Source organism: Pseudomonas sp. MAG002Y (genome assembly GCF_019400845.1).
GTDB classification, from domain to species: domain Bacteria; phylum Pseudomonadota; class Gammaproteobacteria; order Pseudomonadales; family Pseudomonadaceae; genus Chryseomonas; species Chryseomonas luteola.
In genome coordinates, this window is sequence record NZ_WOEJ01000009.1 from 158,382 (window position 1) to 177,741 (window position 19,360).

Below are 19,360 nucleotides of genomic sequence, written 5' to 3' on the forward strand. Positions count from 1 at the left end.
AGACCATGAACCTTTGTGACTACACCCATTGGGTATTTGATATGGACGGTACCTTGACGGTTGCCGTGCATGATTTCGCAGCCATTCGGCGTGCCCTGGAGATACCACCTGAGGCCGATATCCTCCATTACCTGGCCGCCTTGCCCGAGGCGGACCGCAAGGCCAAGCATGCCTGGCTGCTTGAGCATGAGCGGGAGCTGGCTATGGGTTCCAAGCCTGCCCCGGGGGCGGTTGAGCTGATCAGGGCGTTATGCGCGCGCAACTGCCGGATCGGTATCCTGACCCGTAATGCTCAGGAGCTGGCCTACGTAACGCTGGAAGCTATTGGTATTGCGGAGTGTTTCAATCGGGCGGAAGTGCTTGGGCGAGACGAGGCGCCACCCAAGCCGCATCCAGGTGGGCTGCAGCATTTTATCGAGCGCTGGCAGGTGCAGCCGAGCGACGTGGTCATGGTCGGCGATCATCGAATTGATCTGGAGTGTGGCCGCGCAGCCGGTACGCGTACGGTATTGGTCAACGCACCGGAGAATACCTGGCCAGAGCTGGCTGATGATCATGCCGTGGACTGTTTCGCCCTGGCGCAGCGCATCGCGCCGGCTTGAGAGAGGGGTACCGATCCGATCGATCGGGTACCCGCCTTTGCAAGGTTATAAACGAGACGCTGTAAACGTATCGCAGCGCTCTACCGCACCATTGTCGAATCCGGTCCTGAACCAGCGGGCCCGTTGTTCGGAGGTGCCGTGGGTAAACGAGTCGGGAACGGCGCGCCCTTGAGCCTGCTCCTGGAGACGGTCGTCACCAATAGCATGGGCTGCGTTGATGGCTTCTTCAAGATCACCGGGCTCCAGCCAGTGTAGGCGTTTCTGGGCATGATTTGCCCAAACGCCAGCATAACAGTCGGCTTGCAGTTCCAGGCGAACGGATAACCCCTGCGCACCTTGGGCAGGCATGCCACGGCGCTCAGCAGCCTGCATTTTTTCCGTAGTGCCGACCAAGTCCTGCACGTGGTGACCGATTTCATGGGCAATGACATAGGCGCGGGCGAAATCCCCGGCTGCCGAGAAGCGGCGCTCCATCTCGTCGAAGAAGGAAAGATCCAGATAAACCTGCTGGTCAGCCGGACAATAGAACGGGCCGGTTGCGGCACTGGCGGAGCCGCAGGCCGATTGCACATGACCGTTGAAGAGAATCAGCTTGGGCTGTTGATAGTGTTCTCCATGGGCCGCAAAGATTTCGCCCCATGTGTCTTCGGTGTCGCCCAGGATGGCGCGGACAAAATCCACCTGTTTGGAGTTGGCGTCCGGCGCCTGGGTTTGCTGGGCTACCTGCGCTCCGCCGCCTGAACCTGTCACCATGCTCAGGACCTGGAGCGGGTCCTGGCCTGTCACCAGGCTGAACACCACGACCAGCAGAACCCCGCCAACACCGAGGCCACCGCCGATTTGCAGCCCACGGCCACCGCCACCGGTGGCCTGTTCAACGTTGTCGCTACGCCGCCCTTTACCCCAATCCATCTCATCGCCTCGCTTGAACGCTTTGTGGGTGAGACCACGGGCGTTTGGCAGAGTGCGCCAAAATGTTACGAAACGTGGTGACTCGAGCCCTCAGCCGTTTGGCGAGCTCGCAGTTCGACCACACATTCGGAGCGAGACAGCAGATGAACATGTCCACCTACCCGTACGGCACCTTGTTCATCTACAGAGACATCCATTTGGCTGGGGCGCCCGGTAAAGCTGCCCTGATGAATAACGAAGGGCTTTCCAGCGCTTTGGCAGCCGTGGCGGACCAGATAGGCCGCTGCTGCACCCGCTGCGCTACCTGTCGCAATGTCTTCTACCAAGCCGGCATTATCCCAGCTGCGACCTTCGCCACGTTCTACATCCAAGACATACACGAATGCCGCGCCAATATCGTGCAAACGCGCCTCCAGATCCTGCGCTACAATCCGCGCACGGCCCAGTTGGCTGCCTTTGACCGGCAGGATCAGATAGGGCAGCCCGGTACTGACAACCATAAGTGGGTAATCAGCATCAAGGTCCCTCAACCGTAGTGAAAAGGCGTGGGCAAACCACTGGCTCTGCGCCTGATCCAACTGGCATCCCCATTGGGCAAGGCCCTGATCCATCTCGGCGTAATAGCCTGTCGCGGCGCGGTGAGTCATCAGGGAGACCGTTTTTTCCGAAAGCTCGATCCGCCAGGTCTCCTGCTCGGCCTGCCCGTGCTGATGGTGGAGCAGGGCGGCAGCCCCAATTAGCGGATGGCCGGCAAAAGGCAGCTCTTCCTCTATCGTGAAAATACGTGCACCAAAGGTATTTGCCTGCGCCCGTGGCTCAAGAAAGATGGATTCATACTGGCGCAGCTCCTGGGTCAGTTTCTGCTGCGTACTGACAGGCAGGCCCGAGGCATCCGGGAAGATGGCTAGCCCATTACCCGCGAGCGGACGATTCGCAAAAACATCCACATGCCAGTAAACCAATGGCGACATAGGGGCTCCTAACAAGGGTTGGTGAGTCCACAAGGCTACGTGTACGCAACGGCTCATGCCAAGCCGGTAATCGGCGCGACTCATCTTTGTTTCATGCGGATGCCCGGCATCCCCATCGTGGAGAATATTCATGTTGAAAGGTACAGCGCTCATTGTTGGTGTGACAGGGATTTCCGGCTACAACCTGGCCAATGTGTTGATATCCAGTGGCTGGACGGTGTATGGCCTGGCTCGCAAGCCCTCAAACCAGGAAGGTGTCATTCCTGTGACCGGTGATCTGCTGGATGAGCAGTCGCTGACCGCCGCGTTGAAGGATCTCCCCATTACCCATGCCTTCTTCTGTACATGGACCCGCCGCGACACCGAGAAAGAGAATGTCGAGGCCAACGGTGCCATGATGCGCAACCTCTGCAAGGCGTTGGAAAACGCGCCTCTTCAGCATATGGCGCTGGTAACAGGAACCAAGCACTACCTGGGCCCATTCGAAAGCTATGGTCAGAATGCCGCCGAGACGCCATTCCGCGAGGAGCACCCGCGTCTGCCGGGCGAGAACTTTTATTACACGCTGGAAGACATCCTTTTTGAACATGCCGAGCGCCGCGGCTTCAGCTGGAGCGTGCACCGTTCTCACAGCATGATCGGCATGGCGCGTGGCAGTAATGCCATGAACATGGGCGTGACCCTGGCTATCTATGCAAGCATCTGCAAAGAGACCGGACGTCCCTTCGTATTCCCAGGCTCGAAGGTGCAATGGAATGGCCTGACGGATATCACCGATGCCGGCCTTTTGGCGCGCCAGATAGAGTGGGCAGCGTTGTCGCCCAGCGGGCAGAACCAGGCGCTCAATACCGTCAATGGCGATGTATTCCGCTGGCGCTGGATGTGGACACAGATCGCGGACTTTTTCGGGCTGGAGGCCGCGCCCTGCCCGGACGAGCGTCAACCGCTGGAAGAGCAGATGAAGGACATTGGACCGGTATGGGAGGAGATGGCGCGTCGCTATGAGCTCGTTGAGTCCGACGTAGGCAAGTTGGCTTCCTGGTGGCACAGCGATGCAGACCTGGGACGTGAAATCGAGTGCCTGAACGACATGACCAAGAGCCGAGATTTGGGCTTCCTGGGATACCACGACAGCCGAGCATCCTTCATCGACCTGTTCAATCGCCTGCGGGCCGAGCGGATCATTCCCTGACCGCTGGTCGCTGCACTTGCACCTCCCGAGTCTCCTGGTGCCAAACCCTAGACACACACATACAAGAGCCAGGAGGTGCCCGATGAACAAGAAACTCGCTATAGCAGCGTTGGCAGGTCTGCTTTCCACGTCTGCCTTTGCTCAAACCGGCCCGACCGATCCGACATCCCCGACCGAGCCGGTAACACCCGGCCCTAGCGTGAACAGCAATGATGTGACGCCAGGTGCCGACTCAGGCAGTTCACCCAACAATGGCAAAGGCGCGAGGACCACAACACCGGATGGCATGAATAACAGCACCGGTTCGAAGACAGGGCCTGACACCATGGATCATGGCACGCACCGTAGCCAGGGTAGCCATACCGGCACTGGGGCGGGTATGGGAATGGACAGCAACACTAACGGCACAGGTGCAGGCTCAACGCCGGGCATGGGGCCGGCTGCCAACACGGGCAAAAATCCCTGATGATAGCGTTGCGCCGATAAAGCCCGCCTGACGCGGGCTTTATCATAAGAGGGCTCAGGTGGTCAGGCGTATTGCCTCAAAGTGCTCGCTTGGGGACATGATCTGATCGTGTGCTGCGATCAAGGGCAGGTCGCGGCTACCCGGTGTAGTGCGGGCCACCAGGGCATAAAGCGTACTAACGGCATTGGCTACGGCTTCAGGCGTACTGACCCCACCCAGCAGATGCCCCAGCAGTACGGACGAAAACACATCGCCCATGCCATTAGGCAGTGGCTGCAGCTCAACGTAGGGGGTCTGTACCATCCATGCACTTCGAGCGGTCACCGCCAGTGTGCTGAGCTTGTCGAGTGGAAGATCCGGCGTTCGCAGACTCGTTATAACAATGGTGTCCGGGCCTGGGCATTCAGGCGTGCCGAGTAACTCGCGAGCGGCCTGGATAGCATGTTCTGTCGACGCCAGCGATGATCCATACAGCAGCTCGAACTCGTAATGGTTGGGTGTAATCAGGCTGGCCTGCTCAATGGCCCGTCGACGCAAAAACTCAGGAATCCCCGGTCGTACGAAGACGCCGCGGCCCACGTCGCCCATTACCGGGTCGCAAAGGTAGTGCACGCCCGGCTTGTTCTTTCGGATCTCCTGTACCACGGACAGGATAACCTCACCAATGGCGGCGTCGCCCAGATAGCCCGACAGGACCGCATCACAGCGCGCGAGAATGCCGCGTGCTCTCAGCCCGTCAAGCACATCATGGATATGCTCAGGGGGAAAGACCTGTCCCTTGAACTCGCCATACCCCGTATGGTTGGAAAACTGCACGGTGTTGACGACGACCGGTTGAATGCCGAGCAATTGTAGCGGCAGGGTTGCCGCCGCATTGCCCACATGGCCATAGGCAACATGGGACTGGATGGAAAGTACCAGAGGAGGAGAGCCGAGCGTCTCAGAAGCCATAGGGTTGCAGATCCTTATCCAATAAAGGAGGCGTTGTACTGTTTATGAAAGGGACATGGGCCGTTAGTGCCGTGACACCACTTCATCCTTGCCATCCGTTTTGAGCCCCAGCACTTCATAGGCGTCCTTCCGATTACCCATCTCCATACCGGGAGAACCCAGGGGCATGCCGGGTACGGCTACGCCAAGCAGTTCAGGGCGCTGGCGAAGAGTCAGAATGTCGTGGGCTGGTACGTGTCCTTCAACAAACTTTCCGTCGATCGCACCAGTATGGCAGGACGAAAATCGTGGCGGTACACCCAGCCGGGCCTTGAGTTCGCTCATGTTGGGCTCCATGTGATCGTGAACGGCAAAGCCGTTTGCCTCCAGATGCTTGATCCACTGGCTACAGCAGCCACAGTTGGGATCGCGGTATACGTCAATCGTCAAGGGTTCGGCTGCGTGAACTGTGCTGCCGAGCAAAGCGGCGAGTAGAACTAGGCGGCGCATGTAAAGGTCTCTTTCGGGTTGGCATACAGGCAGCATAAACTCACGGCCGCTCGAAGAGCAGGAGGCATTGGGTCTTTCGCTGTGCAAAGTGCTTCCACTTGTTAAGGACTGTTCAAAAGGCTCGTTGCTCTCTGGCTTTTTGAATGGATCTGTCTGGTTTGGCCCATGCGGCTACACCCCAAGGGAGAACAGGGGATGTTTTACACGCGTTTTGCTCGTGCGGTTCTGATCGTTCAGACACTGGTCTGGGCCGGTCTGGCGCTGGCCTATTGGTTCAGGCCCTATGAAATGACCAATGCCAGCGGAGTGCTGCTCATGGACTCCGCCTCGGTTACCGAAACCCAGGTCTTCTATGGCGGCCTGCAATTCGGTCTGGCATTGTTCACCGGCTTTGCAGTGTTCCGCCCTCAACTGGTACGGGCTGCCTTGCTGTTAATCGTCTTTTTGCAGTTGTCGACTGCCAGCGTTCGGCTTATTGGCGCCCTGTTGGCAGATGCGGGCGAGGCCAACTTCGACTGGTACAGCCAGCTTTACAAGATTGTCATCGCCATCCTGGCGATTGTAGCGCTGCGCCTTTTGGATCGCTGGAATCGCATGCTGGACGAGCGCTACGGAGATTACGAAGACGATTGAAACTCAGCTGGCGGAAGGCTGCGTTGCGGCCTGAGGGGCTGGTTGCAGCATCAGCCCTCCGGCCACGATCAGTCCGGCACCCGCCATCCAGAGTGCCGGGCCAAGCCCACCACTGAAATGGCTGCTGACAGCCGCCAGCAGAGGGCCCAATAGTTGGCCGCCTGCGAACGCAGCGGTTAGTAGACCGGCATTGCGGTGAGGCGTTTCTGGAGCCAGCTCACGGCTATGCTGCATCACCAGTTGCATGGAGGCCAGGAACGGTCCCCCACACAGCAGCACACCCAGAAACAGTGCGCTCATGCCGGGCAGCAGGCATAGCAAGACGCCAGCGGCCTGCAGCCACAGAGTCGCGATGAGCCAACGTCTTGTGGCACCGGGCCGCTGGCGACGAAAGCTGGCCAGCACCACACCCAGTGCGGCCGCCAAACCGAAGGCAGGCCAGAACAGATCAGCTACCCATTCGCCGTGGAAGCGCGCCGTAGCCATCTGGGAAAGAAATGTAGCCGGAACGATATAGCCCATGCCAACCAGGGCATAGGCGGCTGTCAGGCGGACCATGCGTGGCGAGATCGGCTTGGTTGATGTAACTGCATGAGCAGTAGTCGCCCGCGGCAGGGCTGGCAGTACAGCGATGGTCATTACCAGCGCCACCGCTGCATAGATCAGCCACAGGGTTGCCGAACCCTGGCCGTTCAGATTGGTGACCAGGGCCAGCAGGCCGCTCAGTACGATCCCTACGCCAGGACCAGCAAAGACCAGTGCGCCCAGTTTCGGCATGTTTGCCTGTGCCGCTACGCCCTGGCTGAGCCCGGTAACCATCACCAGCACCCAGGCACTGGCCAGGCCTGCGCCAAAGCGAAGCAGGGCATGGGGCCAGAACCCTTCGGCCCACACCGAGAGAAGGGTCAGCCCTACACATAACCACAGGCCGGCAACGAGCCGAAAGCGGGTCTGGCGAGCAAAGAAGGCGTCCAGCGCACCTACCAGATAACCCAGATAATTGGCAGCAGCCAGTAGGCCTGCGGCTGTCAGGTCTATCTGGCCTTCCGCAATCAAGTGTGGAAGCTGAGGCGTCAATGCGAAGCGGCCAATGCCCATCGCAACGGACAGAGCGACCAGGCAGGCAAGCAGGCGGTGCAGGGCGGTCATGAGTGGTCCCTATGTAGGTTCTTGATTGATGTATATAGGGTAGGGCTTGTTAAGTTTCTCTAAAACTGAATAAATAAGAATGGGTTGTTCACTTAAAGAGAATGGTTATGGAACTGGCTGAACTGCGCATTTTTCAGGCGGTGGCTGAAACAGGATCCATTGCCCGTGCAGCAGAGCTGTTAAATCGGGTGCCTTCCAATCTGTCGACGCGCCTGCGTCAGCTTGAAGACAAGCTGGGCGTGGATTTGTTTGAGCGCGAGCGTCAGCGGCTGCATTTGTCTCCGGCAGGTACGGTGCTGTTGGGATACAGCCAGCGATTATTCGCCTTGGCGGACGAGGCCCGAGCGGCCGTGCAGGATGGTGCACCGGCAGGCGCCTTTGTGTTGGGGTCGATGTACAGTACTGCCGCTATTCATCTTCCGGCCATGATTGCGGCCTACCATCAGCAGTATCCCAGTGTAGAGCTGCAACTGCAGACGGGTCCCAGCGGCGAGCTCATCGATGGATTGCTGCAAGGACGGCTGGATGCTGCGTTGGTTGACGGGCCTGCCCGGCATGACGGCCTGGAAGGCGTTCCGCTGTTCGAGGAGCCCATGGTGCTCGTGACCGGAGCTGATCATCCTCCGGTACATTCAGCAGCCGATGTGGCCGGGCGTCCTGTATTTACGTTCCGAACCGGTTGCTCTTACCGGTTGAGGCTGGAGGCCTGGTTTGCGGCGACAGGCGGTGCCATGGGGCCTATCATGGAAATCGAGTCCTATCACAGCATGCTGGCCTGCGTGATTGCCGGTGGCGTTGCCATGATGCCCAAGGCCATGCTGGATAGCTTGCCCGGGCGCGACCGCGTTGCGTGCCATCCGCTCGAGGCCCGTTTCGCCACGGCCACTACATGGCTCATGTGGCGCAAGGGACGCCAGGGTGCAAATCTCAAAGCGTGGATTGCCTTGCAGAGTGACGTGTCAAATGTGGCGGTTAAGTCTTTTGGTGCTTGAAATTCGTATGACGAATGCGAAACTGCACAGGCCGTGAACAAGAATAAAGGCGCGCTTTCTCATGCGCTTTGAAAAAAGGATTGAGAAAATCATATGATCAAAATCGCCATCGTCGGATTCGGCAAGATTGCCCAGGATCAACACCTGCCTGCCTTGCAAAAAAATCCTGACTATCAGCTCGTTGCTGTCGCCAGCCGTAATGCTTCTCTTGATGGCGTAGCTCACTACAAGACCCTTGAAGAGCTGCTCGACGCCGTGCCGGATTTGGACGCCGTCTCCCTCTGCGCACCGCCAGCCGTACGCTATGCACAGGCTCAACTGGCCCTTGCCCATGGCAAGCATGTATTTCTTGAAAAGCCGCCAGGGGCAACCCTCAGTGAGGTCGAGGCACTGTCGGAGCAGGCCAAGGCCGCGGGTAAGACCCTGTTTGCCAGCTGGCACTCCCGTTATGCTCAAGGAGTGGCACCGGCCAAAGCCTGGCTGGCCGACAAAACCATCAAAGCCGTGCAGGTCAACTGGAAAGAAGATGTACGCGTCTGGCACCCGGGGCAAACCTGGATTTGGGAGCCGGGTGGTATGGGCATTTTTGACCCGGCCATCAATGCCTTGTCCATCGTAACCGAAATTCTGCCCAGGCCGTTCTTTCTCAAACAGGCAGCGCTGCAGGTTCCAGAGAATTGCCAGACGCCGATTCGTGCGCAGCTGGAGTTCAATTATGAGCGCGGTGCAGCCATTCAGGCGGACCTGGACTTCCTGCAAACGGGGCCGCAGACATGGGACATTCATGTCGAGACCGATCAAGGCAAACTGACCCTGTCCAAGGGTGGCAGCCAACTCTACATTGACGATCAGCTTGAAAAAGAAGGTCCGGATGAAGAGTATCCCGGCCTGTATGCCCGCTTTGCCGAGCTGGTCAAAAGCGGTCAGTCCGATGTGGACGTCGCGCCGTTGCGGCATGTGGCGGATGCATTCATGTACGGCCGACGTGAGACCATCGAGCCGTTCCACGAAGATAAGCAGTGATAGTAGCCGGGCGGAGTAACCGCCCGGTCAAACCTTAGCGGCGCTCAAGCAGGACGCCGCTTTCCATGTGATGCGTCCAGGGAAATTGATCGAACAGGGCGCAATGCACAATACGGTGAGTATCCTGTAGCTGGGCGATGTTCTGAGCCAGCGTTTCCGGATTGCAGGAGATATAGAGGATACGGTCGAAGCGACGTGTTAGCTCGCAGGTGTCCGGGTCCATCCCCGCACGAGGCGGATCTACAAACACGCTTCCAAAGGCGTAGCTTTTAAGATCAACACCCGCCAAGCGACGGAACGGACGCACCTCATTGAGGGCCTGGGTCAGCTCTTCGGCAGACAGGCGCACGAGGGTCACGTTGTCGATGCCATTATCTGCCAAGTTTGCCAGTGCAGCATTCACCGATGACTTGCTGATCTCGGTGGCCAGTACCTTGCGAACGCGGGTAGACAGCGGCAGGGTGAAGTTACCGTTCCCACAGTACAGCTCAAGCAGATCATCGTCCCGCTCGCCAAGTACATCGTAGGCCCAGCCCAGCATCTTCTGATTCACCGTCCCATTGGGTTGAGTGAAGGCACCCTCTGGCTGGCGATAGTGATATTCGCGACCTGCAATAGTCAGCGTTTCGTTGACGTAATCCCGCCCGACCACGATCCGTTTGCCACGGGAACGCCCGACGATATTGACGTTCAGCTCGGCGGCCAGGCATTCCGCAGCAGTTTCCCAGGCATCGTCCAATGGCCGATGGTAGGCCAGGGTGATGAGCGCCTCCCCGGACAGAGTAGTCAGGAACTCCACCTGAAACAGCTTGAACGACAACGTCTCGCTCGCCTGCCAGGCAGCCTTAAGGCGTGGCATAAGCTCATTGATGAGCAGGCTTGCGATAGGGAAGTTTTCAATCAGGATAGGCGTGTGCTTGTCGCCCTGTTCGAACATGGCGTAGTGCCGTTCGCCTTCTTCACGCCATAGACGAAACTCGGCGCGCAGTCGGTAATTCGCAAGGGGCGAGTCGAATACTTCAGGTTCAGGTGCATCGAATGGAGCCAGCAGCTCGATGAGGCGATTCTTTTTCGCCATTAACTGCGTTGCGTAATCCGCAGGCTCGAAGGAGGGAACATTCATGGTCAGCTCAGTGAACGTAGTGGGCTTTTCAGCTAGGGTGGAGGCAAGGCTGCTATTCAGCCATTGCCATTAGTCTGAGAATTTTCTCGGGCCGAAACCATAGGGAAAAATCCTAGGGCAACGGCTTGTCGCTACGCATCGTCCAGACTGATCAGGCAGTACCACTGCCTCACAGCGTAAAAAAGGGTGGGCCAGGCCCACCCTCATGCTCAACATCAGGCGTTGAACCAGCCTAATTTGATGACGAAGAGAATGGATAGGATGACCAAGGCAATGTTCAGGTCACGTGTGCGACCCGACAATAGCTTGATAACTGTCCAGGAGATGAAGCCGAACGCGATGCCATTGGCAATGGAATACGTCAGTGGCATGGCCAGGGCCGTGATCAGAACGGGCGCGGCCGTGGTCAGATCATCCCATTCGATTTCGGCCAGCCCCGAGGCCATCAGGACAGCAATAAAGAACAGCGCCGGTGCAGTCGCAAAGGCTGGAACGCTGCCAGCCAGCGGTGCAAAAAACAGAGCCAGCAGGAACAGAACGGCTACTACGACTGCCGTCAGTCCTGTACGGCCGCCAGCGCTGACGCCTGCAGCCGACTCGATGTAACTGGTGGTCGTGGATGTACCCAGCAACGAGCCAAACATGGCCGCGCTGCTGTCCGCAATCAGGGCACGTCCCATCTTGGGCAAGTGACCGTCCGGGCCCATCAGCCCGGCGCGCTTGGCCACCCCGATCAACGTGCCGGAGTTATCGAACAGATCCACAAACAGAAAGGCGAAGATTACACTCACCAAACCGATATCCAGCGCGCCCTTGATGTCCAGCTGCAGGAAGGTAGGCGCCAGCGAGGGCGGCATGGATAGTACGCCGCCAAAGGGCGTAGCACCAATACCGATAGCCACGAGCGTGACGGCCAGAATACCGATAAGGACGGCACCTGTGACCCCACGGGCTTCCAGCGCCACGATCAGGAAGAAGCCCAGGACCGCCAGGATCGGACCGGGTTTCGTCAGATCACCCAGGCCTACCAGGGTGGCAGGGTTATCTACAACGATACCCGCACCTTGAAGGGCAATCAGTGCCAGGAACAGGCCAATACCAGCTGCAATTCCTGAGCGTAGCGCCAGCGGGATGCTGTTGATGATCCATTCGCGGATGCGAAAGACCGACAGGATGAAAAACATCAGTGCAGACAGGAATACCGCCCCCAGTGCTGCCTGCCAGGTATGCCCCATGTGAAGCACGACGGTATAGGTAAAGAAGGCGTTGAGGCCCATCCCTGGCGCCAGGGCGATGGGATAGTTGGCAATCATGCCCATGATGGCCGAGCCAATGGCGGCTGCCAGGCAGGTCGCAACAAATACCGCGCCTTTATCCATGCCGGTCTCGCCGAGGATGCTCGGGTTGACGAACAGGATATAGGCCATGGCTAGAAAGGTCGTAACCCCTGCCAGCAGTTCCGTACGCACATTCGTGCCATGGGCCTTGAGTTGGAAGAGTTTTTCCAGCATGGGAAAAGGCTCCGAATAAGTTGAAGTCAGCGAAGGGCGCGCATGATAGCAGGTCCCCAAGCCGATGTTTCCGTTCATAATCTTTCTGAAAGCGATAAGCAGACGAAGCCGCACTGGCGTGAACGCTTGATAATCATTATCATTTCACGAAATTTTGACATTTGTGAAAATAACGTGAAAAAGGGCTCGTCATGCGAGAAAGAGATACTTCGGTAATCGGCCTTCCCTACAAGACGTCCATTGGCTTGGCCCTGGCGTCCTTATCGGGGCTGACTTATGGACAAACCGCAGAGCAGGCGCCGCAGGAGCTGGACAGTCTGACCGTCACAGCTGATGCTGAAGGGGAGTACCAGACGCAAACGCTGTCCTCCGACAAGTACACGCAACCCTTGCGTGACGTCCCACAAAGCATCACGGTCGTGCCGCAGGCGGTTATCGAGCAGCAGAACGCCCAAACGCTTGAGCAGGTGCTCTCCAATGTGCCTGGTATTACGTTCAGCTCCGGTGAAGGCGCAGGTGGCGTAGGGGACAGCATCAATATCCGCGGCTTCAATAGCGGCAACTACGGTGGGTCGAACGTCTATCTGGATGGCGTGCGTGACTCTGCCTTTTACACCCGCTCCGAAATGTTCAATACCGAGCAGGTTGAAGTCGTCAAGGGCTCCAGCTCCTCGGCCTGGGGCGCGGGTGTCATTGGGGGCGCGATCAACATGGTCACCAAGACCCCCAGCCTTCATGAGTTCAACCGCGTAACGGCGGGTGTAGGGACCGCAGATTACAAGCGTCTTACCCTAGATACCAACCATGTACTCGACGAGGAGAACGGCACTGCGTTCCGGTTGAATCTGGTTGGGCATGAGTCAGGTATCAACGGGCGTGACTGGATCGAGCGGGATCGGTGGGGGATTGCACCTTCGCTTGCTTTTGGTCTCAATACCGACACGCGCAATATCTTCACGTATGAACATCTGGAAGACACCGGTAATTACGATTACGGAATTCCAACGCTACACGACGGAAAGAACCCCCGGCAGAGTGGCGGCCACCCAAGCCGGGTTCCGGGCGTCAAGTGGGATGGATATTTTGGCTACCGCAACCTGGATAAGGAAGACAACCGCATCGATCGCGCGACCTGGCGATTCGAGCATGACATCAACAGCAACGTCTCCTTCAGTAACCAGCTCTCGTTCAACCAGCTCCAGCGTAGTTACGTGGTAACGACTCCAGGAGGCGACCTATCGCTTCAAGCTGGCGGAAATGGCTCCCTGCGTCGTTTGCGCGGTCCGGCGCGGCATACCGACAACCAGACACTGAGTGACCAGGCGAACGTGACTTGGCGCTTCGATACCGCGGGTATCGAGCATACTCTGGTCACAGGCCTGGAATACACGCGGGAAGACCTTCGGTACAAGACGGGCAGCCTGCGCTATGGTGCCCAGGGCAACATCTTTGCCGTTGATCCGGCCAACCCGCCGTCCAAGTTCGTTGGTTCTCGTGAGATCGCCTACACCGGCGAGATCAACGCCGAGTCGGAAACCAAAGCCTATTACCTGATTGATACCCTGAAGTTCTCACCGCAATGGCAGTTGGATGTCTCGGCCCGTCAGGATCACTGGAAGGCACGTACCACACGTGACCGCACTCGCACCCTGAACACGACTACCGGTACGCTGAGCAACTGGACGGACGCAGCAAACGTCAGCCAGAAGGAAAAGCTTTTCAGCTACCGTGGCGCCCTGAGCTACAAGCCCGTGGATAACGGGACGTTCTACGTCAGCTATGGCAATGCCAAGCAGCCCGGTTCTATTCAGATCGCCACAACTGGAAGCCTGGGAGAGGAGGGGCTTTCACCTACCAAGGGCAAGACGTATGAGGTAGGGACCAAGTGGGATCTGATGCACGAGCGACTGTCACTGACGGCTGCCCTGTTCCGTACGGATCTGGAAAGCACGCAATATGACAGTGACGACGAGCTGGGTAATGCTTTCAGCTCAAAATATCGCGTTGATGGTCTTGAGCTGGGTGCTTCCGGCAACATCACGGACAAGTGGTCGGTGTTCGGTGGATACGCGTATATGAAGAGCAAGATCCGCAGCTACAGCTCGGTTAACAGTAGCACCGACTTTGCCAACCCCAACGCCAGTGAGGAGGGAATTTCGCTGCCCAACACGCCGCGCCATTCAGCCAGCCTCTGGACCAGCTATGCTCTGCCGCATGACGTGACGGTCAGCTATGGCGTCAACTATGTAGGGGAGCGCTACATTGCCTTGGGCCGTGCGCAGGCGATTACCAGCGAACAGCGTGTAAAGGTGCCGGATTATGTGGTGCACAATGCGGCGGTGGACTGGCAGGCGACCTCTGATCTGGCCCTGCGCCTCAATATCGTCAACCTATTCGACAAGCACTACTGGCGTCAGTACAACGGCCGTGGCTTCGGTGTTCCAGGTGAAGGACGCGGTGCTCAGTTAACAGCCGAGTACAGCTTTTGACAGGGCGGCACTCCTCGTTGGGCACTGACTCCCTGCTGCGTTACGGGCTGGAGGATCCGCGGCGACTTGCTCGGTTCCTCCTGCAGGGGGCCGAACGTGGTTTGCCCGAGGCGCAGGCGCGTCTCGGGCAGATCCTGCTTGATGGTAACGGCATTCAGCGCGACCAGGCGTTGGCGTTGCGGTGGTTCCGTATTGCAGCCCACCATGGTCATGCGGATGCTATGAACATGGTGGGGCGTTGTCTGGAAAATGGCTGGGGGACGGCTGTAGATCTGGCAGCTGCCGCACGGGCGTATGCCCAAGCCGCGCAGCTTGGGCTCGACTGGGGATTCTACAATTATGCCAACTTGCTGGCGCAGGGGCGTGGTGTACCCAGGGATCGCGCCGCCGCATTGGAGCTGTACCGCCAGGCAGCCAGACAAGGCCACGCCAAATCAATGAACCTGGTAGGACGCTTTTATGAAGAAGGCTGGGGCGTACCCGTGGACATGGAAGAGGCTGCACGCTGGTATCTGTCTGCCGCACAGGCTGGCGACTTTCGAGGACAGTGCAGTCATGCAGCCCTACTGACCCGACAGGGGCGGGTGGATGAAGCGGTATCGTGGCTAAGGCAGGCCATGCGAACGGCCACACCCGGCTTTCTACAAAAAATAGCCGAGGCACTGGCGGTCTCCGACAGTGAGCCATTGCGTGCGCTGGCAGCTGAAATCAATAGCCGCTACGCCCGAATGCAAGAACCCTTGCCAGCGATGTCTTCCGGCAAGGAAGGCTTTTCATCATCACTTTCGCTGTGCCCTGACACCTAAAGGAAACGTTTATGCTCGTACATATCCCCGGCGTATTTTCGCCCGAAGAGGCATGTGACATCGAACATGTGTTGCGGCAGGCGAAATGGGGAGACGGAAAGGTAACGGCAGGTCATCAGTCCGCCAGAGCCAAGCACAATATTCAATTACCCGAGGATGACCCGGTCTCTATCGAGCTGGGCAATCAGATCGTTCAGCGTCTAAGCCACCATCCTGTTTTCGTGTCGGCAGTCTTGCCACGAAAGGTGTTTCCTCCGTTGTTCAACTGTTATAGAGAAGGCGGGTCTTTCGGATTTCATATCGATAACGCCATCCGCGCATTGAAAGGGCATCCTGAGCGGGTCCGTACGGATGTCTCTGCGACACTTTTCTTCTCTTCGCCCGATACCTACGATGGCGGTGAGCTGATTATTCAGGACACCTATGGCGAGCAGCAGGTCAAGCTTCCTGCAGGTGACATGGTCATCTATCCTGCTACGAGTCTTCATCGGGTTGCGCCGGTGTCACGCGGCGCACGTATCGCCAGTTTTTTCTGGACTCAAAGCCTAGTGCGTGATGATGGTCATCGCCGCTTGTTGTATGACCTGGATCAGGCCATACAGCGTCTTACCCGCGATGTGCCTGATCACGAGGCCCTGCTTGCACTGACCGGAACCTATCACAACCTGCTCCGGCAATGGGCTGACGTCTAACGCCTGTTCAGCGGACGTGGCGTGGTTGATGTCCCGTAACGGCATCCCCTGCATTGCGGGCCAGTCCAAGGCTGTCTATCACGCTTAACAAGCCTATTATGCCAATGACGATGAAGGCCGTGTGGAAATCGGTAAGCTGCGCTGTGGCATGATCGTTCCACTCCATGGAGGCCCTGAGCGCCAATGCGCCAATAGCCACACCAATACCGGTCGAGAGTTGAAATACCGTACTGAACAGGGTGGAGGCGTCGCTCATCCTGGGCTTGGGGACGTCGGCAAAGGTAAGTGTATTGTTGGCGGTAAATTGCAGTGAGCGTGCCATGCCGCTTACGAATAGCAGAATCAAAATAGCGGGCAGGGGCCAGCGCTCGGACAGCAGAGCGCAGAGCAGAAGCGTCACGGCGCAAACCAGACCGTTGACGATCAGGGTTCGCCGCAGACCGAACAGACGCATGACCGGTGTGGTAAACACCTTCATGAACAGGTTTCCGGCAAACAGCGCTAGTAGAATCAGACCAGCATGAAACGCATTGAAGCCAAAGCACAGCTGGAACATCAATGGCAGTAGAAAGGGTGCGGTGTTGATGCTGATACGAAACAGAGTGCCGCCATACAGCGACACGCGGTAGGTCTGAATACCGAGGTTCGAAAGGTCGATCAGTGGGTGTTCTTGCTGGCGCATATGCCAGACGGCCAATCCACCCAGCATGAGACCTGCCAATATCCATACCAGATTACTACCCAGCGTATCGTGACCTTGACCGATTTGCTCCATGCCGAACATAAGCGTAAGGCAGGCACCGCTTACTAATAGAAAGCCAAACCAATCAAGTGGTGCCCGGCGCGTTTCGGTGCCGGTCGGAATCATTCGCATGGCCAGAATAAGAGCAATCAGCCCCAGGGGCAGGTTAAGGTAGAAAATCCAGCGCCAAGACGTATAGGTAGTAATCAGTCCACCTAGCGGAGGGCCTAGTACAGGTGCGATCAAGCCAGGCCAGGTAATAAAGGCAATGGCTCTGACCAGATCCTTCTTTTCAGTGATGCGCAACACTACCAGACGGCCTACGGGCACCATCATGGCACCGCCAATGCCTTGCAACACCCGGGCGGCAATGAATTGCTCAAGTGTCTGAGCAATGCCGCATAGCAGCGAGGCCAGTGTGAAGAAGCCTATAGCGCTCGCAAAGACACGGCGGGCACCAAAGCGGTCCGCAATCCATCCGCTGATAGGAATGAACACAGCAAGCGCCAGAATGTAGGCACTGATCCCAACGTTAAGATCGACAGCCGAACGCCGAAAGGACTCTCCCATTTGTGGAAGTGCTGTTGCGATCACAGTAGCGTCCAGGTTTTCCATGAAAAAGGTGGCAGCTACCAGCAGGGCTACAGAAGTCGACTGGCGTTTGGAATAAGACATGAGAGAGACATCAGGAAGTGGATCAACAGCATCCTACAGATATCGTTAAGGGTGGGGTATAGCCAATAAGGTTGGAAAAGAAGAGAAAATGGTTATTTTCAGCGAAGCGGCTGATAAGTGTTAATGAAATTCCGAGAAAATATAGCTATCTGCTTGATTTCAAATGCCTCTTTTTCGGTTTGTTTGCTCGTTCAGTCAACTGGGGTTGCCAGGAGGGCTGGAGGCCGCGCCATTGCTGAGGTTTTGCCCTTCAAAAACAGGTGCATTTGGTCGGGTTTTGATTTGTCAAGGAGGAGTTTTGAGTTACTGTATGCGTGTACAGTATCAAGGGTGTTCGTAATGCAGAATGATCTTTTCCACTCTGATGAAATCCTGCTTGAACTGAACCTGCGCCAGGAAAATGAACTGCTGCGTAAAGAGCTTGAGCAGCAGAAGCACACTATCGAAGGACTGAACGAGTCATACGCTGAGGCGCTGGCACGTATCGAGCAACTTCAGGCGCGTCTGGGGCTATGGTCGCCCAGCTTGCGTGGTCGTAAAACATCCAGAACGCTGCATCAAGCTGGCGTTTAAGTGACCTTGTAACCTACAGGGTCACCATAAATAACCAACCTACCTGTTGAGCTGGGGCGTCACGGCAGAGCCTGCGACGCCTTTTCTCTTAAAGCAAAGTAATACCAGCCTAAAATATTAAGGCACAATGATATTCACAAACTTTGCTTATGACAGGTGAGCAGGAAGGAGTATGTCGTTGCAGTGGGCCGATTTATCTTGCGAGTAGTACAAACAAGGCTCAACTTTTGCCGGGCGCTCTGGAATGCCGAGTTTAGCTGCACTATCAATGTCATCGATCAATCCTATTCCCGCTGATCTCCTCAACGAAGGTAACAAACTGAACCGTTTGTTGTTTTTAGAACCTATGCTTTGCACTAAGGTATGCGTGTCTGACAGCAGGAGGTTCCATGATTCGCGCTTTGCTTGCCGTTGCGGACGGTAATGAGGATATCGAAACCGTTACGCTGATCGATGTACTGCGTCGTGCTGGCATCGAGGTACTGGTAACCAGTATCGAGGCGCGTCGCCAGATTACGCTGGCCAGAGGTACCCGCTTGATGAGCGATGTGACCTTACTGGAAGTGCAGGCCATGAGCTTTGATCTTATTGTCTTGCCTGGTGGCATGCCAGGCGCTCAACGGTTGGCCGACTGCACGGCGCTGCGCCATTTCATGCGACGGCATGTAGAACAGGGCAGACTCTACGGAGCGATTTGCGCTGCGCCTGCTGTCATTCTCGAACCCTGGGGGTTGGTCAAGGGTAAGCGTATAACCTGCTACCCAAGCTTTATCGAGCAACTCGAGCAAGGGCAATATGTCAACGAGCCCGTCGTAGTGGATGGCCGTTGTGTCACTAGCCAAGGCCCCGGTACAGCCCAGCTGTTTGCTCTTGAACTGGTCAATCAGCTTGTGGGTAAGGAACAGCGCGACACCGTTGCAGAGGCGTTGCTGACACCCTTTTGATAGCACGTTCCGTGCGCCGTCGTGGGTCAACGGCGCACCTAGGCAGTGCCATCGGAAGCCGCACCTTGCCGGCCAATTGATGGCGTAAGTGTCTGATCATTGGCCGGCTCCGAAAGCGCTTTCATCACCGAAATTCCTTGGCCTGCGTCAATGGCCAGCCCAAACCGTATGGTGTCGATTACGCGCTGAACCCTTGCCGGGTCTGCCAGTTGTTCCGCTGTGATGATTCGGCGGATTTTCGAGCCTTTCTGGTCGGTCAGTACCAGCGTGACGCTGCCTTCCAGATTTTCGATCAGAAAATTGATACTGAAATCCGCCTCGAACGCTTGTGCAATGGATTGCAAGGGACTCATTGCCATAGTGCTTTTCCTCACTGCCTTCACGTACCGCTCAAACACCATGAAGGCTGTGCAAAAACCGAGCCT

20 protein-coding genes are annotated in these 19,360 nt (G+C 57.1%); 11 read left to right on the plus strand and 9 right to left on the minus strand.

Annotated features, from left to right (window positions below; genetic code table 11):
* The first annotated feature begins 5 nt into the window (after window positions 1-5).
* Complete coding sequence (locus tag GM154_RS14735) at window positions 6-602, plus strand: HAD family hydrolase (RefSeq protein ID WP_219652619.1); 597 nt, start codon at window positions 6-8, stop codon at window positions 600-602.
* 45 nt (window positions 603-647) lie between these two features.
* Here GM154_RS14735 and GM154_RS14740 read toward each other — a convergent pair whose 3' ends face one another.
* Both GM154_RS14740 and GM154_RS14745 read right to left on the minus strand, forming a co-directional pair.
* Entirely contained in the window at window positions 648-1,514 is an 867-nt protein-coding gene (locus tag GM154_RS14740) for a neutral zinc metallopeptidase (protein WP_073449416.1), read from the minus strand.
* 65 nt (window positions 1,515-1,579) lie between these two features.
* Complete coding sequence (locus GM154_RS14745) at window positions 1,580-2,485, minus strand: PhzF family phenazine biosynthesis protein (RefSeq protein WP_219652663.1); 906 nt, start codon at window positions 2,483-2,485, stop codon at window positions 1,580-1,582.
* 133 nt (window positions 2,486-2,618) lie between these two features.
* Here GM154_RS14745 and GM154_RS14750 point away from each other — a divergent pair, with 133 nt between their 5' ends.
* Both GM154_RS14750 and GM154_RS14755 read left to right on the plus strand, forming a co-directional pair.
* A complete protein-coding gene (locus tag GM154_RS14750; RefSeq protein WP_219652664.1) occupies window positions 2,619-3,677 on the plus strand; it encodes an SDR family oxidoreductase in 1,059 nt (352 codons plus the stop codon).
* An 82-nt stretch (window positions 3,678-3,759) separates the two neighbouring features.
* Entirely contained in the window at window positions 3,760-4,143 is a 384-nt protein-coding gene (locus tag GM154_RS14755; protein WP_219652620.1) for a hypothetical protein, read from the plus strand.
* 54 nt (window positions 4,144-4,197) lie between these two features.
* Here the strand turns inward: GM154_RS14755 and pdxY are convergent, their stop codons facing one another.
* Both pdxY and GM154_RS14765 read right to left on the minus strand, forming a co-directional pair.
* On the minus strand, window positions 4,198-5,094 hold the full coding sequence (gene pdxY / locus GM154_RS14760) for a pyridoxal kinase PdxY (protein WP_219652621.1): 897 nt from the start codon (window positions 5,092-5,094) through the stop codon (window positions 4,198-4,200).
* Window positions 5,095-5,157: 63 nt separating this feature from the next.
* Window positions 5,158-5,583, minus strand: coding sequence for a DUF411 domain-containing protein (locus tag GM154_RS14765; RefSeq protein WP_219652622.1), 426 nt, complete (start codon window positions 5,581-5,583; stop codon window positions 5,158-5,160).
* A 195-nt stretch (window positions 5,584-5,778) separates the two neighbouring features.
* Between GM154_RS14765 and GM154_RS14770 the strand changes: the two genes are divergently transcribed.
* Window positions 5,779-6,216, plus strand: a complete 438-nt coding sequence (locus GM154_RS14770; protein WP_010795223.1) for a DUF4345 family protein — start codon at window positions 5,779-5,781, stop codon at window positions 6,214-6,216.
* A gap of 3 nt (window positions 6,217-6,219) precedes the next feature.
* Here the strand turns inward: GM154_RS14770 and GM154_RS14775 are convergent, their stop codons facing one another.
* Complete coding sequence (locus GM154_RS14775) at window positions 6,220-7,365, minus strand: YbfB/YjiJ family MFS transporter (protein ID WP_074824637.1); 1,146 nt, start codon at window positions 7,363-7,365, stop codon at window positions 6,220-6,222.
* A gap of 107 nt (window positions 7,366-7,472) precedes the next feature.
* Here GM154_RS14775 and GM154_RS14780 point away from each other — a divergent pair, with 107 nt between their 5' ends.
* Window positions 7,473-8,357, plus strand: a complete 885-nt coding sequence (locus GM154_RS14780) for a LysR family transcriptional regulator (protein WP_010795221.1) — start codon at window positions 7,473-7,475, stop codon at window positions 8,355-8,357.
* A 93-nt stretch (window positions 8,358-8,450) separates the two neighbouring features.
* Entirely contained in the window at window positions 8,451-9,380 is a 930-nt protein-coding gene (locus GM154_RS14785; protein WP_074824634.1) for a Gfo/Idh/MocA family protein, read from the plus strand.
* Window positions 9,381-9,414: 34 nt separating this feature from the next.
* On the opposite strand, the gene trmA is transcribed toward GM154_RS14785, so the two are convergent.
* Together trmA and GM154_RS14795 are read right to left on the minus strand one after the other, a co-directional pair.
* Window positions 9,415-10,503 (minus strand): tRNA (uridine(54)-C5)-methyltransferase TrmA, encoded by a 1,089-nt coding sequence (gene trmA / locus GM154_RS14790; RefSeq protein WP_219652623.1) that lies wholly within the window; start codon window positions 10,501-10,503, stop codon window positions 9,415-9,417.
* A 215-nt stretch (window positions 10,504-10,718) separates the two neighbouring features.
* Window positions 10,719-12,014: an NCS2 family permease gene (locus GM154_RS14795; protein ID WP_219652624.1), complete on the minus strand. Its 1,296-nt coding sequence runs from the start codon at window positions 12,012-12,014 to the stop codon at window positions 10,719-10,721.
* A gap of 191 nt (window positions 12,015-12,205) precedes the next feature.
* Between GM154_RS14795 and GM154_RS14800 the strand changes: the two genes are divergently transcribed.
* Genes GM154_RS14800 through GM154_RS14810 form a run of 3 tightly spaced genes read left to right on the plus strand, consistent with a single transcriptional unit; the run spans window position 12,206 to window position 16,001 of the window.
* Window positions 12,206-14,503 (plus strand): TonB-dependent siderophore receptor, encoded by a 2,298-nt coding sequence (locus GM154_RS14800; RefSeq protein WP_219652625.1) that lies wholly within the window; start codon window positions 12,206-12,208, stop codon window positions 14,501-14,503.
* 17 nt (window positions 14,504-14,520) lie between these two features.
* Window positions 14,521-15,309 (plus strand): tetratricopeptide repeat protein, encoded by a 789-nt coding sequence (locus tag GM154_RS14805; protein ID WP_258019853.1) that lies wholly within the window; start codon window positions 14,521-14,523, stop codon window positions 15,307-15,309.
* Window positions 15,310-15,320: 11 nt separating this feature from the next.
* Window positions 15,321-16,001 carry a Fe2+-dependent dioxygenase gene (locus GM154_RS14810; protein ID WP_219652627.1) on the plus strand — a complete coding sequence of 227 codons (681 nt, stop codon included), beginning with the start codon at window positions 15,321-15,323 and terminating at the stop codon, window positions 15,999-16,001.
* 7 nt (window positions 16,002-16,008) lie between these two features.
* Here GM154_RS14810 and GM154_RS14815 read toward each other — a convergent pair whose 3' ends face one another.
* Entirely contained in the window at window positions 16,009-17,418 is a 1,410-nt protein-coding gene (locus GM154_RS14815; RefSeq protein ID WP_219652628.1) for a DHA2 family efflux MFS transporter permease subunit, read from the minus strand.
* A gap of 339 nt (window positions 17,419-17,757) precedes the next feature.
* Between GM154_RS14815 and GM154_RS14820 the strand changes: the two genes are divergently transcribed.
* Window positions 17,758-17,991 (plus strand): hypothetical protein, encoded by a 234-nt coding sequence (locus GM154_RS14820; protein ID WP_010795213.1) that lies wholly within the window; start codon window positions 17,758-17,760, stop codon window positions 17,989-17,991.
* A gap of 389 nt (window positions 17,992-18,380) precedes the next feature.
* Window positions 18,381-18,935, plus strand: coding sequence for a DJ-1 family glyoxalase III (locus GM154_RS14825; protein WP_219652629.1), 555 nt, complete (start codon window positions 18,381-18,383; stop codon window positions 18,933-18,935).
* Between the two features lie 38 nt (window positions 18,936-18,973).
* On the opposite strand, the gene GM154_RS14830 is transcribed toward GM154_RS14825, so the two are convergent.
* Window positions 18,974-19,294, minus strand: coding sequence for a DUF3509 domain-containing protein (locus GM154_RS14830; RefSeq protein ID WP_219652630.1), 321 nt, complete (start codon window positions 19,292-19,294; stop codon window positions 18,974-18,976).
* Window positions 19,295-19,360 lie beyond the last annotated feature (66 nt).